Annotated in this window: 15 protein-coding genes; 12 read left to right on the top strand and 3 right to left on the bottom strand. The window is 63.4% G+C overall.

Annotated features, from left to right (window positions below; translation table 11 throughout):
- The first annotated feature begins 134 nt into the window (after positions 1-134).
- From ADAD_RS0108950 to ADAD_RS15790, 10 genes are all read left to right on the top strand, one after another.
- Entirely contained in the window at positions 135-2978 is a 2844-nt protein-coding gene (locus ADAD_RS0108950; RefSeq protein ID WP_158005188.1) for a TonB-dependent receptor, read from the top strand.
- Between the two features lie 17 nt (positions 2979-2995).
- Positions 2996-3778: a 2-keto-4-pentenoate hydratase gene (locus ADAD_RS15785; RefSeq protein ID WP_010412827.1), complete on the top strand. Its 783-nt coding sequence runs from the start codon at positions 2996-2998 to the stop codon at positions 3776-3778.
- The gene (locus ADAD_RS0108960; RefSeq protein WP_202796491.1) at positions 3775-4779 is read left to right on the top strand and encodes a TRAP transporter substrate-binding protein; all 1005 of its coding nucleotides are present in this window, start codon (positions 3775-3777) and stop codon (positions 4777-4779) included. The genes ADAD_RS15785 and ADAD_RS0108960 overlap by 4 nt, the downstream gene beginning before the upstream one ends.
- Positions 4776-5252 carry a TRAP transporter small permease gene (locus ADAD_RS0108965; protein ID WP_010412832.1) on the top strand — a complete coding sequence of 159 codons (477 nt, stop codon included), beginning with the start codon at positions 4776-4778 and terminating at the stop codon, positions 5250-5252. Before ADAD_RS0108960 ends, ADAD_RS0108965 begins: the two co-directional genes overlap by 4 nt.
- Complete coding sequence (locus tag ADAD_RS0108970; RefSeq protein ID WP_010412835.1) at positions 5252-6529, top strand: TRAP transporter large permease; 1278 nt, start codon at positions 5252-5254, stop codon at positions 6527-6529. Before ADAD_RS0108965 ends, ADAD_RS0108970 begins: the two co-directional genes overlap by 1 nt.
- Before the next feature lie 47 nt (positions 6530-6576).
- A complete protein-coding gene (locus ADAD_RS0108975; RefSeq protein WP_010412838.1) occupies positions 6577-7593 on the top strand; it encodes a LacI family DNA-binding transcriptional regulator in 1017 nt (338 codons plus the stop codon).
- A 138-nt stretch (positions 7594-7731) separates the two neighbouring features.
- A complete protein-coding gene (locus tag ADAD_RS0108980) occupies positions 7732-8364 on the top strand; it encodes an RpiB/LacA/LacB family sugar-phosphate isomerase (protein WP_010412841.1) in 633 nt (210 codons plus the stop codon).
- Between the two features lie 2 nt (positions 8365-8366).
- Entirely contained in the window at positions 8367-9140 is a 774-nt protein-coding gene (gene kduD / locus ADAD_RS0108985; protein WP_010412843.1) for a 2-dehydro-3-deoxy-D-gluconate 5-dehydrogenase KduD, read from the top strand.
- A complete protein-coding gene (locus ADAD_RS0108990) occupies positions 9125-10144 on the top strand; it encodes a sugar kinase (protein WP_010412845.1) in 1020 nt (339 codons plus the stop codon). The genes kduD and ADAD_RS0108990 overlap by 16 nt, the downstream gene beginning before the upstream one ends.
- Positions 10131-11348, top strand: coding sequence for an alginate lyase family protein (locus ADAD_RS15790; RefSeq protein WP_158005189.1), 1218 nt, complete (start codon positions 10131-10133; stop codon positions 11346-11348). The genes ADAD_RS0108990 and ADAD_RS15790 overlap by 14 nt, the downstream gene beginning before the upstream one ends.
- 145 nt (positions 11349-11493) lie before the next feature.
- Here the strand turns inward: ADAD_RS15790 and ADAD_RS0109000 are convergent, their stop codons facing one another.
- Both ADAD_RS0109000 and ADAD_RS0109005 read right to left on the bottom strand, forming a co-directional pair.
- A complete protein-coding gene (locus ADAD_RS0109000) occupies positions 11494-13425 on the bottom strand; it encodes a S9 family peptidase (RefSeq protein WP_158005190.1) in 1932 nt (643 codons plus the stop codon).
- Positions 13426-13531: 106 nt separating this feature from the next.
- Entirely contained in the window at positions 13532-16537 is a 3006-nt protein-coding gene (locus ADAD_RS0109005; RefSeq protein ID WP_010412854.1) for a TonB-dependent receptor plug domain-containing protein, read from the bottom strand.
- Positions 16538-16715: 178 nt separating this feature from the next.
- On the opposite strand from ADAD_RS0109005, the gene ADAD_RS0109010 reads away from it, so the two are divergent.
- The gene (locus ADAD_RS0109010) at positions 16716-17606 is read left to right on the top strand and encodes a LysR family transcriptional regulator (protein ID WP_010412858.1); all 891 of its coding nucleotides are present in this window, start codon (positions 16716-16718) and stop codon (positions 17604-17606) included.
- Between the two features lie 83 nt (positions 17607-17689).
- Here the strand turns inward: ADAD_RS0109010 and ADAD_RS0109015 are convergent, their stop codons facing one another.
- Positions 17690-19450 (bottom strand): DEAD/DEAH box helicase, encoded by a 1761-nt coding sequence (locus tag ADAD_RS0109015; protein WP_010412861.1) that lies wholly within the window; start codon positions 19448-19450, stop codon positions 17690-17692.
- A gap of 341 nt (positions 19451-19791) precedes the next feature.
- Here ADAD_RS0109015 and ADAD_RS0109020 point away from each other — a divergent pair, with 341 nt between their 5' ends.
- On the top strand, positions 19792-21918 hold the full coding sequence (locus tag ADAD_RS0109020; RefSeq protein ID WP_033193308.1) for a TonB-dependent siderophore receptor: 2127 nt from the start codon (positions 19792-19794) through the stop codon (positions 21916-21918).
- Positions 21919-21932 lie beyond the last annotated feature (14 nt).

Consider the following 21932-nt stretch of genomic DNA (forward strand, 5'->3'; position numbering starts at 1 on the left):
CCTCTCTCCGGTTATCTTTTGAAAGGGTATTGACCTCGAATTCCACCGGTGTCAATTAATTGGGTAACCGGTGTCAAAAATGACATCCCTCGTCACAGGCGATGTGGCGAGGAATAACAGGAGAGGGAGAAAACATGCGTCACCAGATGGAGTCTGTCGATTCGCGTCGACTTCGCGCAGGCCAGAGCCTGAAAGCTGCGTTGCTGGTATCCGCCCTGGCATTCGCGCCTGCCCACGCCATGGCGCAGGAAACCGATCCGGACGAGGATGCGGATGTGGTCGAAGAGGCGCTGCAGGACCCGAACACCATCGTGGTGGTGGGTGACATAGCCCGTACGATCGAAAACTCGCTCGAGACGAAGCGCGACCTGAGTGTGATCGGCGATGCGATCGTGGGCGAGGATGTGGGCGATCTCCCCGACCTTTCGGTTGCCGAGACGCTGGAACGCATCGTGGGCGTGACGTCGGATCGCTTCAAGGGCGGCGCCTCGGAGCTGTCGGTTCGCGGCCTCGGCGCGTTCCTGGGTTCGTCGGTCCTCAACGGGCGCGAAGTGACCTCGGGCAGCGACGGACGCGATGTGAACTACGGACAGTTTCCGTCCGAACTGATCAGCGGCGCGATCGTCTACAAGTCGCAGCAGGCGCAGTTCATCGAAGGCGGTGTGTCCGGCATTATCGAGCTGCAGACGCTGCGGCCCGTCGATTACGGGAAGAGCCGGGTGCAGATTCAGGGTCTCGCGGGATACAGCGATTACGAAGATCGCGTGGTCGACGGCGATCCCTACAGCTTCCGCGTAACCGGATCGTTCGTCGATCAGTGGGACATGGGCGACGGTGAACTCGGCATTGCCCTGGGCGGACAGATCCGGCGGGACACGGCGCCCGAGGATGTCTTCACCAGCAGTTCCACCTACAGCGTGTGCAACACGGACTATGCGCAGGATGGCGGATCGAACTGCGATTTCACGGCCAGCGGTTCCGCCGACCAGTACTTCGTTTCCAACCAGTACATATATCGCGCGCTTGAGACGCAATCCGACCGCGATGCCCTGATGGGTGCGGTCCAGTGGAAATCGCCCGGTCTCGATATCAATATCGACGCACAATATTCGTACCGCGACGATAGCGAGGACCGCCAGAATCTCATCATTTCCGATGGCCGCCGTCGCATCAGCCCGATCGAGGTGAGCGATCGGGGGGCGCTGCTGGCCTATACCGGCAACAGCCGGATCGAGATTAACCCGTTCCGCCAGGAGCAGAGCGAGGAGTATCTCGGGCTGGGTGCGAATGTGGAGTTCGAGGTCGGCGATCGCCTGACCTTGGCGGCCGATGCCGGATATTCGCAGACCCAGCGCCGTCGCGACGAGCTGGACATGCGTATCCGCACGCAGGACCGCGTCGATTACCGGCTCGATTTCCGCGACGTCGAGGTCCCGGCGCTTACCTTCCTGGATACGACCGCAGTCGAAAACCGGATTGGCGCACCGTTCGATCTCAACAATTACGATCAATACACCAACGCTCTTCGGGTCCGCCGCCGGCAGGAGAATGTGGACGATGATATCCTGTCGTTCCGCCTCGACGGGAAGTACGAACTCGACGGCGCACTCTCGTCGATCCAGGCGGGTGTCCGCTATGCAGACCGCCATCGCGTCCGGGACGACGGAATCGACCGCAGTTCCGACGACAGCACCAACCCGATTGCGCTGGTAAACGGCATCTTCTCGGATGAGGCGATTGCCGCACGGCAGCCCTTCCCGGTGGAGGACCTCTATGCGGGGGCAGACACTCCGATGCGGGGGCTCACCTTCGCTTCGTGGGACCCGAGGCAGCTGTTCCTTGCCCTCACCGGCGACCCCGACGCGGGGCTTCCGCTGGGCTCCACGCTCAGCCCCGACGATACGGACGTTACCGAGGAAACCTGGGCGGGTTATATCCAGGCCAACCTGCAGACGGAGCTGTTCGGCCTGCCTGCGTTCGGCGATATCGGGGCGCGCGTAATCAAGACGAACATCACGTCGCTGGGTATCAGCCGCGATCTGGAAACCTCGCCGGGTGACGATCCGGGAGAGATCGACATCACGCCCGTTGGGCCGGCCACCGTGAACACGGAGACCAACGATTTCTGGAACGTCCTGCCGAGCGCTAATCTGGGGCTCGAGCTCAATCCCGACCTATTGCTGCGGCTTGCGGTCTACAAAGCCATCGCCAGGCCCGATCCGGAAGCGATGAGTGCGGCCCTCTCCATCTCGGATGAATCGGGCGCGCAGGACGTGGGGCAGGCAATTTCTGCTGCGGGCAGCCCGTACCTCGAACCGCTCAAGAGCTGGAACGGCGACATATCGCTCGAATGGTATGCCGCAGATACGACCGCCATCTCGCTGGCGGCCTATTACAAGAGTCTGCAGACCGGGTTCGACACGGATGTGAGTACGATCTCTGTCGTGGTCGATGGCACGCCGACCGACGTTCAGATCGCCCGCACGGTCAATTCGGACGACAAGAGCCGCATCTTCGGCTTCGAACTTACGGCCCAGCACAAGTTCGATTTCGGCCTCGGTTTCCAGGCGAGCTACAATTTCGCCGACTCCAACTTCGAGTTCCCCGATCCCACGATCGGCCGGAATGGAGAGACGCTGGCGGTCTTCATCGAGAATGCGAACCTGCCGGGCTATTCCAAGCATTCGCTGAACGCCACGATGTTCTACGAGACGGGCCCGTTCAATGCGCGCCTCGCCTACAAGTGGCGTTCGCGCTACTTCAAGCCCTATCGCAGCACATCGAACCGCTTCGCCGCCGAGCAGGGCTTCCTCGATTTCTCGACGAGCTATGACCTGACCAGGAATGTCGAGGTGCGCTTCCAGGTTCTCAACATCCTGGACGAGCCGAACCTGCTTTATCGCCCGACGCGTGACAGCCTGGCGCAGTCCGATTTCTCGGGTCGTCGCTACTTCCTTGGCCTGCGCGGCCGATTCTGACCGGGGTTACGGAGGGAATGACAAGGGTCGCACAAAGGGACGTTCTCCCAGCCGGGCATCGCGAGATCTCGGCAAGGCTGGTCCGGGCGAGGGCGAATGCACACGCCCTCTCCGGGCCGCCGGAGGGCCTGCCCGACAGTCTCGATGAAGCATATCTGCTGCAAGCGCAGTCGATTGCCGATTGGGACGACGATGTCGTCGGCTGGAAGGTCGGCGGCGTGCCGGCCGCCTATCTCGATCGGTTCGACGAGAGATATCTTGCCGGGCCCATCTTTGCCCGCTCGGTTCGCACGGTCGAGCAGGACGGGTGCGCGGACATGCCGGTGTTCGATGGCGGGTTTGCCGCCATCGAACCGGAATTCGTGTTTCGTCTCGGTCGTACGGATGAGGAGGACCGTCTGTACATCGGTGCGGAAATCGCCAGCAGCCCGATCCCCAGGATCAACGATTACGGACCGACCGCCGTCATCAGCGACTTCGGAAATAATAATGGGCTATTGATCGGCCCCGAAATCGCCGACTGGCGTACCATCGATGGGGCGGCCAAGGTTACCACGCACATTGATGGCGAGTGCATTGCGATGAAGACGCTACCGGACTTCCGCGAAAATGCGCTCGCATCGCTGGCCTTCCTGCGCCGTCTCTCCGCCGAACGCGGGTTCCCCCTGTCCGAAGGCACCTTCGTATCCTCCGGCGCGATAACGGGCGTGCACGAGGCGGCGCCTGGTGCGCAGGCCTTGCTCGATTTCGACGCGTTCGGCAGCTTCGAACTCAAGCTGGTCAAAGCGAAAGCCACGTGAATTCCCTGATATCCCGCCGCGCAGTGCTCGCCGGAATGGTGGCAAGCGGCGCCGTGCTGTCCGGCTGTGCCCGGCGGCTCGGGCCGGGCCTGCTGACCTCGGTCGATACGCATCCCGTCGGCTATCCGACGGTAGAGGGCGTGCGCCATTTCGGAGACCTGCTGCGGGAGCGGACCGGCGGGCGTCTGGACCTGCGAATCTACGCAGGCGGGCAGCTGGGTAACGAGCGCGATACGCTGGAGATCACCACTTTCGGCGGGATCGACTTCAATCGCGTCAACCTGGCGCCGCTCAATTCCATCGAACCGCTGACCATCGTTGCTGGCCTGCCGTTCATCTTCGAGAGCACCGCACATATGCGGCGCGTGGTCGACGGGCCGATCGGTGAGGAAATCCTCGCCTCGCTCGAACGGCACGGGCTGATTGGTCTTTGCTTCTACGATTCGGGCGCGCGCAGTTTCTACAACACGCGCGGCCCCATCCGCACCCCCGGGGACATGAAAGGGCTCAAGCTGCGCGTGCCCGGTTCCGATCTGTATATCGACATGGTCCGCTCGCTCGGCGCCGATGCCGTGCCCATGCCGCTGGACGAGGTGTATCAGAGCCTCGCGCAAGGGGTGATCGACGGGGCGGAAAACAACTGGCCCAGTTTCGAAAACGGCCGCCATTTCGAGGTTGCGCGCTACTACAGCCTGACCCGCCACCTCCTTGCACCCGAGGTTTTCGTCATGTCGAAGGCTACTTGGGACGACATGTCTGCCGACGACCAGGCGACGATACGACAGGCCGCGCGTGATTCGGTGCCCTACATGCGCCAGCTTTGGGACGAACAGGTCGAGAAGAGCCGTGCGATCATCCTGTCCTCCGGGGTCGAGGTGAACGAAGTCGATCCGGCGCCTTTCGCCGAAGCGATGACCGGCATGTGGGAGGCTTCGCTGACCACCGACCGGCAGCGCGCCTTGGTCGAACGCATTCTTTCCGCAAGGGGCGCAAGCCGATGAACAACGCGCTATCCGATCGCGTAGCGGATCTGCTGGTCAAGCTCGGCGCCCTCGGTCTGCTGGCGACGACAGCGATTATCGGCTGGCAGGTATTCGGCCGCTACGTCCTGCAATCCTCCCCCAGCTGGACCGAACAGGCATCGCTGCTGCTGATGATCTGGTACGTGTTCCTCGCCGCGGCGGCGGGCGTGTGGGAGCGGTTTCATATCCGCATCGAAATCCTCGAGCTGCGCTTCAACGAAGACAACCGGCGCCGGCTGCGGATCGGCATTCATGCGCTGGTCGCAGTTATGGGGCTCGTTTTGCTGGTCTATGGCGTCATGCTCGCCTGGGATGTGCGCGTACATGTCATCCCTTCGTTGGGGATCAGCCGGGCGTGGGCCTATGTGGTGATCCCCTTCGCGGGGCTGCTCATCTCGCTGTTCTCCCTCGCGCGTATCCGCGTAAGAATGTCCGAGAGAGGGGCGAACTGATGGAAATAATCGTCCTCTTCCTCGTCCTGTTCGTCATGCTCGCGCTGGGCGTGCCGGTGGCCTTCGCGCTGTTCGGCGCGGCGCTGACGACCTTCATGGTTGCCGACATCCCCCTGATCGTTGCGGTTCAGCGCATGGCGGCGGGCATCAGCGTGTTCACGCTGATGGCGATTCCGTTCTTCATCTTCGCCGGGGACCTGATGTACCGCGCCGGGATCGCCGAACGGTTGGTGCGTGTCGCCGATGCGGCTTTCGGCCGGGTACGAGGTGGCCTTGGCCTGGTGGACGTGGGCGCAAGCATGATGTTCGGAGCGGTGTCCGGCTCGGCTATCGCCAGCGCCAGCGCGATCGGCTCCACGATGGTGCCGCTGATGGACGAGAAGGGCTACGACCGGGACTATTCGGTCAACGTCACCGTCACTGCCGCCATAGTCGGCCTGCTGATCCCGCCATCGCACAACATGATCATCTACGCCGCCGCGTCGGGCATCGGCGTTTCCATCGGCGACCTGTTTCTCGCAGGGATCGTCCCCGGACTGATGACCGGCTCCATGCTGATGCTGACCGCGTGGCTGGTGGCGAGAAAGCGCAATCTTCCGCGCGGCCATTTCCCCGGCTGGGGGGCCTTTACCCGCGCGGCGCTATACGCCTTGCCCGGCCTTATGACCGGCGTCATCATCATGGGCGGCATTCTGTCCGGGATTTTCACGCCGACCGAAAGCTCCGCCATTGCGGTGATCTACACCATCATCGTGGGATCGCTGGTCTATCGCAATCTGGGGTGGCGCGGCACGTGGGAGGCAGCGCAGAAATCGGTCCGCACGACCGCGCTGGTCCTGTTCATCATCGCAGCCGCGACCGCATTCGGCTTTGCGCTCGCGTTGCTGGAGGTGCCTGCTGCGCTCGCCGCGCTGATCGGCGTGATGACGGATAATCCGCTCATGACCCTGCTGGTCATCAACATCATGCTGCTGATTCTCGGCACCTTCATGGACATGGCCCCGCTGATCGTGATCACGACCCCGATCTTCCTGCCCGTTGCAATGGCGAACGGGGTGGACCCGGTGCATTTCGGTATCATCCTGATGATCAATCTGGGCATCGGACTGGTGACGCCGCCGGTCGGATCGGTGCTGTTCGTCGGTTCCGCGGTGGGCAAGCTGCCGATCGCGCAGATTGTCCGCACGATCTGGCCTTTCTATCTCACGCTGATCGCCGCGTTGCTGCTTATCAGCTTCGTCCCCGCGCTTTCGCTGTGGCTGCCCGGGCAATTCTGACACCGCTGGACTTCCCGAGTCGAACAATTGGCCATAAGACCTGGCGGATGGGGACCGACAGCAAACCGACGATCAACGATGTGGCGCGTGTCGCCAATGTCTCGAAGAAGACAGTAAGCCGGGTCATCAACAAGTCGCCGCTCCTGAGCGACAAGACGCGCGAGAAGGTCGAAGCGGTCATCAAGGAGATCGGCTTCGTCCCCAACATGCAGGCCCGCGCGCTGGCGCTGCGCCGCAATTTCATCATCGCCGCGATCCACGACAACCCCAACGCCCAGTTCCTTGTGAACGTGCAACAGGGCATTCTTGAAGGGATCGCGGATACCGAATTCGGCCTGATGGTGCAGCCGGTGGACCGAAACTCGCCGACCATAGAGGCGGACATCCGGGCGTTTCTGGAGCGCCAAAGGCCTTATGGCGTGGTGCTGCTGCCGCCGATTTCCGAGCGGGATTCGCTCGCCGAACTCTGCCGCGAATTTGATTGCCGCTATGTCCGCATGGGTTCCGTGCAGCTGGACGACGCGGAGCACGTGGTCAGTTCGAACGACCGCGAGGCGGTGCGCGACGCGGTTACATACCTGATCGACAAGGGGCATACCCGTATCGCGTTGATCGAGGGGCCGGAGGGCTTCACCTCCCCGCGGGAACGGCGGGCCGGGTTCGAGGAGGCGATGGAGCGAGCGGGGCTGGAGCTGGACGAAAGCCTGATCCGCCCCGGCAGCTACACCTTCGAATCGGGTGTCACCGCGGCGGAAGACCTGATGGCGAAGGGCATGAACGCCACCGCCATCTTCGCCTGCAACGACGAGATGGCGATCGGCGCAATGATCGCCTGCCGCCGGCACGGGCTGCGCATCCCCGAAGACGTATCGATCGTAGGGTTCGATGATACGCCGCTCTCGAGCCATATCTGGCCGTCGCTGACGACGGTCCACTGGCCGATCAAGCAGATGGCGTTGAGCGCGGCGCGCAAGATCATAGACCCGCCAGGAAGCCCGTCCCAGCAGGACTGGCTGCTCCCTTCGACCCTGATCGAGCGCGGGTCCGTCGTCCCACCGACCTGACTGCGCCACTACCTGTCGTAAATCGCCAAATCGGCCCTTGCGTTGCTATATGACACCGGTTACCCAAGGGCCAAGCAGATAACTGTGCGGCGATGCCAAAGGCAGGCCGTCAAACCCCTTCCGGAGAGATACAGACCCATGAAAATCGCGCTCATCAACGAGAACAGCCAGGCTGCCAAGAACGGCATGATCCACGACGCGCTGACCACGGTCGCGGGGGAGCTTGGCCACGAGGTCCACAATTACGGCATGTACACCGCCGATGACACGGCCCAGATCACCTATCCGATGGTCGGTCTGCTGACCGGCATCCTGCTGAATTCCGGCGCTGCCGATTTCGTCGTCACGGGCTGCGGCACTGGCTCGGGCTCGATGCTTGCCGCCAACGCCATGCCCGGCGTGTTCTGCGGGCTGGTGATCGACCCGACCGACGCCTTCCTGTTCGCCCAGATCAACGACGGCAACGCCATTGCGATGCCCTACGCCAAGGGCTTCGGTTGGGCGGCCGAGCTCAACCTGCAGGATTGCTATCGCAAGCTCTTCGAGGGCGAGAGCGGGGTGGGATATCCCAAGGAACGCGCCGAGATCATGGCCAAGAACCGCAGCGTTCTGGCCGACCTCAAGGCGAAGACCTGCCACGACATGCTGACCGTGCTCAAGAATGTCGATCAGGACCTTCTCAAGAGCGCGATTGCGGGCGAGAAGTTCGAAGAGCTGTTCTACAAGAATTCGCAGGACGAAGAGATCAGCAACTACCTGCGCGGGCTGTAATCGTGGCTGGCAACGCGTTCGATCTGTCGGGCAAGGTGGCGCTGGTTACCGGCGCCAATACCGGCATAGGGCAGGGCATCGCCGTCGCGCTCGCGAAGGCGGGGGCGGATATCGCGCTCACTGCAAGGCGCAGTCCGGATGAAACAAAGGCGATGGTGGAGGCCGAAGGCGTCCGTACGCATGTCGTCATGGCGGACCTTTCCTCGATCGAGCCGTGCCAGCGGATCGTCAACGAGACGGTCGACGCGCTGGGCCGGATCGACATCCTCGTCAACAATGCCGGGATCATCCGGCGCGAGGACGCGCTCGATTTCTCGGAGGAGGACTGGGACGCGGTGATGGACGTGAACCTGAAGGTTCTGTTCTTCCTCAGCCAGGCGGTCGCACGGCACATGACCGGCTGGGCATCGCAGGACGGCGCGCGCGGCAAGATCGTCAACATCGCCTCCATGCTGACCTTCCAGGGCGGCATCCGCGTGCCCAGCTACACCGCCTCGAAAAGCGGGGTGGGCGGCCTGACCAAGCTGCTGGCTAACGAGTGGGCGCCCAAGGGCATCAACGTGAACGCGATCGCGCCCGGCTACATCGCGACCAACAACACCGCGGCTCTGCAGGCCGACGAGACCCGCAACCGGCAGATCATGGAGCGTATCCCCGAAGGACGCTGGGGCGACCCCTCCGATATCGGCGGCGCAGCGGTTTTCCTGTCGAGCGGCGCGGCGGATTACGTGCAGGGACACATCCTTGCGGTCGACGGGGGATGGCTGGCCCGCTGATGGAGGGTGCGGTCGCCTGTTTCGGCGAGATATTGCTGCGCTTCGCCGCGTGCGACGGTGCGACCCTGCGCGACACCGCGAAGCTAGACGTGCATGTGGGCGGGGCGGAGGCCAATGTAGCGGTCGCGCTAGCGAATCTCGGGTTCGCAACCCGCATGGTCTCTGCACTTCCGAACAATGCCCTCGGCACGCTGGCGCTCAAGGCCTTGCGGCGCGAGGGGGTGGACGGCGATCATGTCGTCACTGCCGAGGGCAGGATGGGCACCTATTTTCTGACCCCCGCCGCCGGCCCGCGCGGCGGAGAGGTGGTCTACGATCGCGCCAGAAGCGCCTTTGCGAAGACGCAGGATTACGATCCCGCGGTTCTCGATGGCGTGCGTCACCTGCACGTTTCGGGCATCTCTCTGGCCGTCAGCGAAGCCTCTTCAACGGCTACGCGCGCGCTCGCCAGGAAGGCGAAGGAGCGGGGCCTGACCCTGTCTTTCGATGGCAATTACCGTCCGTCCCTTTGGAAAGCGAGCGGGCGCGATGGGCGCGACGAGATCGCCGAGATGGTGGCGATGGCGGACATTCTTTTCGGCAATCACAAGGACGTCTCGCTGCTGCTGGGGCGCGAATTTTCGGGCGACGGCGCAGCCCGCCGGCGCGAGGCCGCGCTGGCGCTACTGGAGAAGTTTCCCGATCTCACGGCGATATCCAGCACGGCGCGCCACGTAGGGAACGGCACCACCCATCGCATCGTCGCGCGGATCGACAGCCGAGAGGCTGCCGCCGAGAGCGAGGAGCGGGTGCTGACGGGTATCATCGACCGGATCGGTACGGGAGATGCCTTTGCCGCCGGTGTACTCGCCTGCTGGCTGGAGGACGCATCCGATCTGCAGGGCGCGGTCGATGGCGGCATCGCGCTCGCCGCATTGAAGCACTACGAACCGGGCGACTTCTGCCGCGCCAATGCGGCGGAATGGCGCGCGGCCATGGGAGGGACGGGCGATGTTTCGCGCTAGTATTCTGGCAGGCTTGATGATTGCGGCCCCTGCCGCCGCGCAGGACGGTGAGGTCGCCGTTCCTGCATTCACTCCGACCGAGGGCGCGCCGGTATGTCGCGGCTCGGCAGGCTATGCGCAGGACTTCGATGGCGCCCGTACCTTCCTCTGGCGGCCCCGCTGGATCGAGGCGATCGCGCGCGACGAGGCCATGCGCGCACAGGTGCTGCGCGAGGCGGAGAAGGCGCTGGACAACGGGCCTTATTCGGTAACCGACAAACCGCGCCCCGTGCCCGGGGCCACGGCGAACGACTATGCTTCGATCGGGCCGTACTGGTGGCCTTCGGGCTCCGGCGACGGCCTGCCCTATACGCGCCGTGACGGCGAGGTGAATCCCGAGCGCGATGGCCCTGAATTCGACCGATCGCGCATCCGCAACCTCGCCAGCGACATGGAGGCGCTCGCGCTTGCCTATCGTATTACCGGGGAGGAGCGATTTGCCGACCATGCCGCCAAGCTGGCTCGCGCATGGTTCGTCACGCCGGCCACGCGCATGAACCCGCATTTCAATTTTGCGCAGGGGATTCCGGGCCGGGTGAACGGGCGGGGCGAGGGCATCATCGAGGCATCCGAATTCTCTACGATCGTCGAAGCGCTGGGGCTGCTTTGGCCGTCGGACGCAATGTCGGCCGAGGAGAAGACTACAATCCGCAAATGGTACGCCGATTTCGCGGTGTGGATGGCATCCAGCGATATCGGCGCCGAGGAGATGAACAAGCGCAACAATCACGGCGTGTTCTACGATTTCTACCTCGCGCACTTCCTGCTGTTTGCCGGGGCGGACGATGTCACGCGCACTCTGGTGGCGAAGTTTCCCGAGTTCCGGATCGGCGTGCAGATGGACAGGCAGGGCCGCTTCCTCGACGAACTCAAGCGCACCCGCAGCTGGCATTATGCACATTTCGTCGTCGACGGTGCGGCGAGACTGGCGACCATCGGCGAATGCGTGGGGCTCGACCTGTGGGAGGCCCAGCTGGAGGACGGGCGCGGCATGGCCACGGCAGCCGCGTTCCTCGATCGGTATGCGGACAACCCCGCCGCCTGGCCGTTCCAGGATCGCGAACTTGCAGCCGGCCGGATCGACCGGATGAGGGACACGACGCAGGAACTTGCCGTGTTGCTGCGAACCGTACCTGCCCCTTCACGGCTCAAGCATTTGCCGTGAACCGGGCGCGCATAATACAGCCGGGTCGGTGAGGCGAGGGATCGATCCGTCCCGAATTTCGGGCAGCGGTTGTGCAGGTGTGCCGTAGATATTCCCGTCGGGATCAGGATCTGCGGGCGGCCCAGGCCGTGATCGGGCGTCTAACTCAGTCCAACAGCATTTCGCGCAGGAAAGCGATCTGCGCACCGGTGGAAATGCGGCTGTTCTCGCTCTTGTCGAAACCGTGCCCCTCGTCCGTGGCGAGCACGTAGGACACCCGCACCCCGTTGGCGCGGATTGCGGCGATCATATCTTCGGACTGCTGCTGCGGCACGCGCGGATCGTTGCCCCCCTGGATAAACAGCACGGGTACGGTGATCCGGTCCGCATTCTGCATCGGCGAAATCTGCTGGAAGAACGCCGCGATCTCCGGATCACGCTCGTCGCCGTACTCGCGCCGCCGGTTGTCGACCCGGTAAGGCTCGGTATTTTCCATGAAGGACGCGAAATCGGAGACGCCGAAACGCGAAATTCCGCCCTTCAGCCGATCCGAGTACTCGACCAGCGACGCCAGCGAAACGAACCCGCCGTAGGAGCCGCCCGCAACGACCACGCGCGAGGCGTCGAGATCGGGCTGCTCCTCGATCCAGTCCAGCAACGCGCCGATGTCGCGGATCGCGTCTCCGCGCCGGGTCGTCTCGTCGAGCTGTTCGAAGGTCTTGCCGTAACCATCGGAGCCGCGGATGTTCGGCCGCAGCACTGCGATGCCCATCTGAGTCACGATATAGTGGTAGAAGCGGCTGAAGCTGGGGCGCGACTGCGATTCCGGACCGCCATGGGCGAAGATTACGACCGGCGCCGGATTCTCGGGCGAGGCGGTCGAGGGGCGATAGGCCAGCAGCGGGATGCGCCGGGGCGCGTCGCCATCCATGTCGAACGTCTTGTAGGTGGTCAGGTCCGGCACCAGCGAGGTCATCTTCTGGTTCGGCTTGAAACCGCCCGTCCAGGGCTCGAACGCCCCGGTGCGATAGTCGTAGAGACCCGAGCGCCAAGGCACTTCGGGCTGCGACACGCTCATCGCCAGCATTTCGCCATCGGGGGAAAAGCGCATGCTGGAGACCACCCCGGGCGAGCGCTCGGATGGGCCTGCCACAAGCTCCAGCCGGTTCATGTCGATCACCAGGATCGTCGATAGACCGTCCCGGTTGTACGAGACCGCCATGCGGCTGCGATCGGGGGAGACGGCGATGCCATCAATGTCGAAGCCGACATCGCTGAGCACCGGTATCAACTCGCCGGTCTCGCGATCATAGCGCATCAGATCGGTGAAATCGGAATAGGCGTTGCTTGTGAAGAAGACGTACCGCCCATCTGCGGAGTAGGCGGAATCCTTCACGTCCTCCTCCGCCTCCACGAGGATTGTCTCCTCGCCCGTTTCGAGGTCGATCTCGGAGAGCTTGAAGCCGTCCTCGGCCGGGCCTTCGGCAAGCAGGTAGCGGCCATCCGGGCTGAAATCATCGGGATAGAACGGCGCGTTCCCCCGCGCGAGCACTTGCGGCGGCCGATCGGCGCAGCCGGGCTGCACGATCAGCTGCCATACGCCAGTGCCCGCCTCGGCACTGGCATAAGCGATCTGGTCGCCGGTGTCGGATACGATGACCGAGATATTGCGCGACCGACCCGGCGAGACCTTGTCGGCGTCGAAGGACCGTCCGTCGGTCAGGTAGACGGCGCTATATTCGTCGCCATCGCGATCCGAGGTGAAGACATAGCCATTGCGCCCGCAAACCGACGCGGGTTTGGCATTGGAAAGGCTGAGGCCCGGTAGGTCGAGAAGCTTGACGTAGTCGCCCTTGACGCTGGACCGGCGATAGAGGTCACCGCGATAGGAGAAGAGCAGCGCGTCGCCGTCGTGCGTCCAGCCCCGCACCGAATAGCTGTTCTGGGTCTGCATGTGGCCGGCGACCTCGCGCCCGTCGTAGAGCACGGACTGCGGCACGTTTTCGAGAAATAGATTGTCGCCGAACTGCCGCCGCTCCTGCGCCCCTGCGGGCACACTGGCGGCTAGAATGGCGGCAAGAGTCAGGGGAAATAGCAACCGCACGGCGGGGCGAGCCTCCAGCAGGATTCCGGATTTCAGGAAGCGATCGAAAGGGGGAGGGCCGGACGATATCCCGTTCGGCCCTCCTGCCTATTGATGATCGTTAGAACGCGAAACGGGCGCCCAGGTAGAATTCGCGTCCGTCGAGGTCGTTGAGCGAGGACACGATGTTGCGGCTGTTCCCGCTGTCGAGGCCACTCGGCAGGAACGGGCCGAGATCATCGAACAGGTTGTTCACGCCCGCATAGAAGCGGATCGTGGGGCGGCTGCGCAGCGTGTAGCCAACGTAGATGTTGTGATAGGCCTGCGATCCGATGCTGAAGTAGGCCGGGTCGCCGGGCGCCACGTCCTTGTCGTCAACACCGCCGCTCTTGAAGAGCGTCGTCCAGGCCAGCCGCAGCCCCTTGTGACCCCAGCCGATCTTGGCGCGGAATTCGTCCTGCGGATTGCCGATGATGCCGAGCGTGTTTTCTTCTTGCAGCCCGTCGATCGCCTGGAAGCTGTACGAATCTTCCAGGTAGTGGGTGTAGATCACGTTGAGGTCGAAATCGCCCGGGATACCGCCAATCTCGAAATCGTAGTCGAGCGTAGTGTCGATACCGGCAGTCTTGTACTCGTCCAGGTTCTCCGCCTGGTTGATGACCTCGCGGACCTGGCCGTTGGCCGCATTGCGGGTGATCGTGTCGCAGAAACGGTTATTCGGATAATTCTCCGCCGTATAGCACAGCTCGGCCGCGAGCTGGGTCGAAACGGATCCGATCGCGTCCTTCACGTTGATCTGGTAGTAGTCCACGATCAGCGCGAGCCCGGGCACGAACCTGGGAGTGAAGATCACGCCCGCCGTGAAGGTGTCCGCCGTTTCCTCGGTCAGGTTGGTATTGCCCGCGTTCGGGCCGAAGACGCTGCCGCCGGCGCTGAAGTCCTGCCCGGCATTCGCGGGATCGGCAAAATAGGCCTGGATGCCCGGCTCGGCGAGGCAATTCGTGGCGATCGTCGATGCAGGCGTATTGCTGCCCGGAGGAGGGGTGATCCCCGAGCCATCAGGCAGCAGGCCGTCGCACGGGTCGTTGAGCGAATCGTAATCCCCGCGCGGCGGAGAGAAGAACTCGGTCAGCGTCGGTGCGCGCTGCGAACGCGAATATTGCGTGCGGAAGCGGACATCGGGGCTGGGGAAGTAGCTGCCACCGATATTGTAGCTGTAGACGGTGCCCACCGTTGAATAGTCGGCAACGCGGCCAGCCAGCTGGAGCGAGACCGACTCGACGACGGGAATGTCGAGCTCGGCAAACGCTTCGACGACGTCGAAACGCGCGTCGATATCGGGCACACCGGTCGAGGTCGTCTGGAGGATCTTGTCACCGCCCTGGCCCCAGGTGCGCTGGTACTCGCGGCGGTACTCCAGGCCGATAGCAGCCTTCAGCGGCCCGGCTGGAAGCTCCAGCAGCGTGCCATTGGCACTGGCGAGGCCGGTCACCTGCTCGCGCTCCTGCCGCAGGTCGGCATCGTAGCGGATGTAGTTGGCCATGGCGTCGGTGATCGAACCTTCACCGAAGATATTGACCGGAACACAGCCTTCCGCACGCGCGGCGGCGCTGGCGCAGACGACCTCTCCGCCGACCGTTGTCACCTGAAGCGCGTTTGCCAGGTGCTGCAGGTCGATCTCGTTGATGTCGCGCTGATGCTGGTTGTAGGTGCCGTAGGTGCCGCCGACATTCCACTGCCAGTCGCCCCATGCATTGCCGGTCAGGCTGAAGTTTGTCCGCAGCGTCTTGCGCTCGTTGATCTTCTCGTCCCAGCCCAGTTCGGTGAAACGGCGATACCAGCTGACCGAGCCCGAGCGGGTTTCCTCGACTTCGGGCGGGATGAAGGGATGGTTCGAAGCGATCTGCGGCAGCTCGGCTTCGATGATGACGCCGTTCGCATCGTACTGCGCGTTCCCGTTGGCATCGAGCACCGCATAGGTATCGCCATAGATCGCCGCTTCAGACGAACTCCGAGCGCGCGTGTTGATGACGGAGTACATCGCCCCGGCGTTGAAGGAAATGCTCGGCGTCAGCTCGTACCGGCCCCTGAAGGCGCCCGACCACATCTCGTATTCCGGCGAGAGGGTCTGGCCGGGACGGTAGTTGAAGCCGTCCGGATAGGTTTCGAAACCATCCCCCGATGTCCGGCCATCATTGGGCAGCAGCGACTGGTCGTTGAACCAGACGCCGCCGACGTTCCACGCATCGTCGGATTCGAAACGCCCGCCGGGAATGTAGGAACTGAGGCTGGGCGTGAAGCAATAGCGCCCGGAAGCATCGCAGCCCGGCAGGAGCGATTCATCGTTGAAGTTTCCGATGTCGCTCGGCACGCCCCAGGACACTGCCCGGATCGAATCGGGGCGGGTCCCGTCGGCGTAGATCGCGTCTTCATGCTCGTAGCTGAAGCCGAGCATGATGTTGCCGCGACCTTCATCGAAATTCTTGCCCCAGGTCAGATCGGCGAGGATTTCCTCTTCGCCCGAACGTTCCGGCTTGGCGTAGCGCAGGTTTGCGTCGAACCCGTCGAAGTCGTCCTTGAGCAGGATGTTCACGACCCCCGCGATTGCGTCGGAGCCGTAGATCGCGGACGCACCGCCGGTGGTGACCTCGATCGACCGGACGAAGCCTGCCGGAATGGTGTTCAGGCTCACGCGTTCGCCGTTACCCGCGTTGGAGATGGCCCGGCGGCCGTCGATCAGCGTCAGTGTCCGGTCGCTGCCCAGGCGGCGAAGGTTGATCGTGCTGATGCCCGAATTCTGGACGCTGGTGTTCGTCGTCTCGGGAGAGAGATCGGAATCGACGCCGGGGATTTCGGCAACGACTTCCGCGAGGTCGACCGAACCGGTTTCCTCGATCGTCTCTTGGTTGAATATCTGCACGGGAATGGCGGCCGTGGCGTTCGAACGCCGGATGCGCGAACCGGTCACCGTGATGACGTTGTCTTCCGAAGCAGTCTGCTGATCGGCGGCAACCGGAAGCGTCGCAGGATCATCCTGCGAACCGGTATCCTGGGCATATGCGGCCCCAGGCGCCAGTGCGATCGCCAGTGCTCCCGTGCACGACGTAACGAGCAACAAATTTTTCATTCGACCCCCCAATTGATCCTGATCGATTTTTGAAACCGGACGAAACTTTCGAACACTTGGTGCGTTGCAGTTTGTCATTCCGTTACGTGCACTAAGGCCGGGGCATATCGCGCGGCGCAAATTCGAAATTTTCCATTCGCGATGACAAAAACGCAAGACGCTGATAAGCGTCGATCTTATGCATCTCAGATGGCTAGAGGATCTCGTTTGTGTTGCCGAAGAGGGACACTTTGCGCGTGCCGCGGAGCGTCGGCACATCACGCAGTCCGCGCTCAGCCGGCGCATCAAGTCGCTCGAATTATGGGCCGGGGCTGAACTTCTGGACCGCTCGAAACACCCCATTCGCCTGACCGTCGCGGGGGCGGAATTCGTCACCGTCGCGCGCGGAATCATCGGTCAGGCTTACGAAGCCCGGCTTCAGGCAGAAGCGCTCTCCCGCGAAACGCGGGACGAAGTCACCATCGCTTCGCTCCACACGCTGGCACTGTATTTCGTCCCTTCGCTGGTCTCCAGGCTGAACCGGATGATCGGGCCGTTCGCAGTTTCGGTTGTGGCCGAGACCCGCACGGTGGAGGAGTATCTTTCCTCGCTGGCAGAGCAGCGGACCGATTTCTTCATCAGCTATGCGTTGCCTTCGGGTTCCGAGGAGGTCGATTCGAGCGTCTTCGAGCAGAAGGTCATCGGGCGCGACCGACTGCTGCCCTTCGCGCACGCGAGTATCGAGGACCCCCTGCTGGACAGTGCCGACGGGCCGCCGATTCCCTATGTCGGCTATTCGGGGACGGCGATGATGTCGTACCTCGTGAAACAGCTGATTCAGGGCGCGCCATTCCGTCAGCGTCTGCAAACGCGATATCGGGCCACGCTGGCGGAAAGCGTCCGCACGGCAGCCTCCTTCGGACTCGGGATAGCGTGGTTGCCGGAATCGACCGTTACCGGCCATGGCGGAGACCCCGAACTGCGTCAGATTCCCGGACCGTGGCAGACCGAATTCGAAATCAAGCTGTTCAAGTCGCGCAACAATACCCGCCCGGTGGTGGAGCGTATCTGGGGCGCCGCCGACGCCTGAGCAGGCGGCCAGATAATGTAGTCGCCCCAGACCCGGTTTCGGCGGCAGACATGCCCCTGGCGACGGGGCACTGCGCTCCCATCCTACCGGTTCTTGTTTTTCACCTTTTTCGGCGGGCCCTTGCCCTTGGGGCCCGGGCGCACTGTCGCGTCGTTGTTCTTGCGGTGGGGGTTCGGCTTGCCGTTGCGGCGTCCCTGCGGCGGGCCCTTGCGGTTGGCGCGAGCGGTGTCCCGCGGTCCGTTGGCCGACGCCTCGATCCGGACGTCGTCACCATCGTTGCCGTCGCCTGCAGTGCGGGCGAGCGCATCGGAGAACTTGTCTGCTATCGCGCGCGGAATCTGGAAGTAGGTCTCGTCCGGGCCGATCCGGATCGCGCCGACTTCGTTGCGGGTAATGTGCCCGCGGCGGCAGAGCAGCGGCAGGATCCAGCGAGGGTCGGCGTTGCGGCGGCGGCCGATGTCCATCCTGAACCAGACCGTATCCTCAAACCCCGGGCGATGCTTTTCGGCCTTTGCCGCGCGTCGTGCCTCCGGCGTATTCGCGATCAGATCCTCGGGTTCGGGCATCTTGGCGCGGTGAGAGGCGACGAGCATGGCGGCCAGCTCGCGGGGGCTGCGCTGTGCGAGCAGAGCGTCGACCAGATCGCTGTCCTCTTCGTCAGGCTCCACCGCGGTCAGCAGGGTCTGCATCAGGCGGTCGCGGTCCTTGGCCCGGATCGCCTCGCGGTCGGGCGCATCTGTCCACTTGGCATCGATCTTCGCGTTGCGGAGCATCTGTTCGACGCGGCGACGGCGGGAAAACGGAACGACCAGCACTGCGGTGCCCTTGCGCCCGGCACGGCCCGTGCGGCCCGAGCGGTGCTGCAGCGTCTCCGCATCGCGCGGAATCTCGACATGGACCACGAGGCTGAGTGTCGGCAGGTCGATGCCGCGCGCCGCGACATCGGTGGCGACGCATACCCGTGCACGCCGGTCGCGTAGCGCTTGCAAGGCCTGATTGCGTTCCGACTGCGAATTCTCGCCCGAGAGCGAGACGACGGCAAAGCCACGTTCCTGCAAGGTCGCATGCAGGTGGCGTACCTTTTCGCGCGTCCCGCAGAAAAGGATGGCGGTTTCCGCTTCGTGATAGCGCAGCAGGTTGACCACTGCGTTCTCAACCTCCGGGGGGGAGATCACGACGGCTTCGTAGGAAATGTCGCCATGGCCGCGATCGGCGCTGACCGTCGAAATGCGCAGGGCATTGCTCTGGTAGCGGCGGGCCAGCGCCTCGATCGGCTTGGGCATTGTGGCGGAGAACAGCAGCGTGCGGCGTCCTTCGGGCGTCGCATCGAGGATCGTTTCCAGCTCTTCGCGGAATCCCATGTCGAGCATCTCGTCCGCCTCGTCGAGCGTGGCCGCCTTCAGAGCCGACAGGTCCAGCGCGCCGCGTTCCAGATGATCGCGCAGGCGGCCCGGAGTGCCGACCACGATGGTCGCGCCCGAACGGAGGGCCTTGCGCTCCTGCGACGGGTTCATCCCGCCCACACAGGTCGCAACACGGCCGCCCGCCTTCGCGTAGAGCCAGGAAAGCTCGCGGCTGACCTGCAATGCGAGTTCGCGGGTGGGGGTGATGACGAGGGCGAGGGGCGCGGCAGGGAAGGGCACCTTCCCGCTATCGTCGAGCAGCTGGCGCGCGAAAGCCAGCCCGAAGGCAACCGTCTTGCCCGAGCCCGTTTGAGCAGAGACCACGAGATCGCGGCCATGCGCTTCGGGTTCGAGCACGGCGGCTTGCACGTCCGTCGGTTCGGAGTAGCCACGTTCGGTCAGCGCGCTTTGCAGGGTGCTGGGCAGTTCGGAAAAATTCATGTCATAACCTTGGGAATCAATGCACGCGCGCCGGGCAGCCCAGGCGGCTGGACGTTGCTATCAGCGGCGCGGAAATCGGGAATCGTCAAACGCTCTGCGTTCGGCGAGGTTGGGGCCCCTTACCCGATTATTGCCGCTTTGGCTTGCGAATTATTTTGCGCGGCCTGCGCGAGAGTTCGTCCCACCGCCCGAGATCAGGCGTCGTCGGTCGCGCGATGGCGCCAGCATGCCTGCGGATTCCTCTCTCGGGCGTGGCAGGCACGATGATCCATCTGCAGCGCTTGCAACTGAAAACCATTCGCAGTAGCAGCGCGCCGAACACGCAAATTAGGGATGCAACCTTGAAACCGATTCTCGCCGCAACGTCGGCAACCCTCGCATTGATCCTGTCCACGCCGGCCCTGGCCCAGACCGTCGATCCTGAAGCGAGCACCGAAACTGGTGACCCCGTCGATGGCGCTGAAGACCCGACGATTGTCGTCACCGGGTCGCTGACCGATTTCGGCGCGACCAAGTCCGACACACCGATCGTAGAGACGGCGCGTTCGATCTCCATCGAGACGGAACAGGATTTCGAGGAGAAGGGCGCCCAGTCGCTGGACGACGCCTTGACCTATTCGGCGGGCGTGACCGCCGAGCCCTACGGATTCTCTACCCGTGGCGATTTCGCGCAGGTTCGCGGGCTGGATGCGCCGGAATATCGCGACAACCTGCAGTACCTTTTCGGCTTCTACAACACGACGCGGCAGGACATCTATACGCTGGAGCAGGTCGAGGTGCTCAAGGGCCCGGCCTCTGTGCTCTATGGCGCGGGGTCGCCGGGCGGCATCATCAATGTGGTGACCAAGCGGCCCCACGGCGTGACCGAAGGTGAGGTCCGTTTCGATTATGGCAGCTTCGATCGCAAGCAGATTGCGACCGACATCAATTTTGCGGTTCCCGGCGCCGAGGACAAGGCGCAGTTCCGCTTCGTCGGCATCCTGCGCGATGCGGACACCCAGATCGACGAAGTGAACGACGACAAGCTGGTGATCGCGCCCGCGCTCACCTTGCGCCCGGCCAGGGGGACTGAATTCACCATTCTGGCCAATTACTCCGATCAGGATTCGGACACCGCGCACCAGTTCCTGCCCGTCACCGGCACTCTGCTTCCGGGGCCCGGCGGGCAGGAGATCGACCCCTACGAATATATGGGCGCACCCGATTTCAACGCCTACAACACGGAAAGCTTCGCTCTCACGCTGCTGTTCGAACAGCAGTTGAGCGATGCGTTCTCGATCGAGGCGGTCGGCCGCTATGTCGATTCCCAGGCGGATTATCGCCAGGCCTGGATCGCCTTCCAGGGCAATGGCGTGCCCCGGATCGATGCCAACGGCAATGGCACCTGGACGTTCTACCTGGCAGATAATCGCAGTGAGCAGCTGGCCATCGATGCCCGTCTGCGCGGTGAATTTTCGACCGGCCCGATCGACCACGAACTGCTGGTCGGTGTGCAGCGGCAGGACGTGTTCACCGATTCCGACACGGCCTATCTCTTCGACGGCGGCACGCTGAACGTGTTCGATCCGACCTACGCCGGTGCCCCGACGGTGGAGCAGGTGCGCCAGTTGCAGGGCAACGGCCCGCGCAACTATGTCGACTCGACTGGCTACTACATTTCCGACCAGATGAGCCTGGGCTCGCTCGTCGCAACGGCAGGTGTCCGGTTCGACGATGTGACCAATCGCGTGGAGAACGGCGCGACGCAGAAGGACGATGCGACCAGCCTCAGCTTCGGCGTGCTCTGGCGGGGACCGGCAGGGATCTCTCCTTATGTGAGCTACGCCGAGAGCTTCGAGCCGGTGGTGGGCATCGATACGATCACCAACCAGCAGCTTCTGCCGCAAGAAGGCCGCCAGTACGAAGCGGGCATCAAGTGGCAGCCGACCGGCGTCAACGCGCTGGTGACGGTCTCGGCCTTCGATATCGAGGTGTCCAACCTGCCGAACCCCAATTCGCTTGTCGGTGGTGACAGCCAGCAGGAGGGCGTGTCCAAGGTTCGCGGGATCGAAGCCGAGGCCAATGCCCTGATCGGCGGCCTGCGGCTGGACGGGAATGTCAGCTATCTCGATACGGAAGACCCGAACGGCCTGCCGCTCACCTCGATCTCCGACTGGCAGGCTTCGCTGTTCGCGCTGTACAATTTCGGCGGCGCGCTGGACGGCCTCAGCTTCGGTGGTGGCGTTCGGTATGTCGGCGGTAACGAAAGCAACGGCATCTCGGCGGTCACCAACAATCTGCTAACCTATCGGGTGGATGGCCGGACGGTCGGCGATCTGTCGCTGGGCTACGATTTCGACCGGTTCTCCCTGCGGGTGACGGCGCGTAACATCACAAACGAGGAATATTTCGCCGTCTGCCTGGTACGCGGCGATTGCTTCCCCGGCGAAAAGCGCAGCATCAATGGCTCGCTGACCGTCGCGTTCTGATGAATGCAGGGCTT

Source organism: Citromicrobium sp. JLT1363, from assembly GCF_000186705.1.
Taxonomy (GTDB): Bacteria; Pseudomonadota; Alphaproteobacteria; order Sphingomonadales; family Sphingomonadaceae; genus Alteriqipengyuania.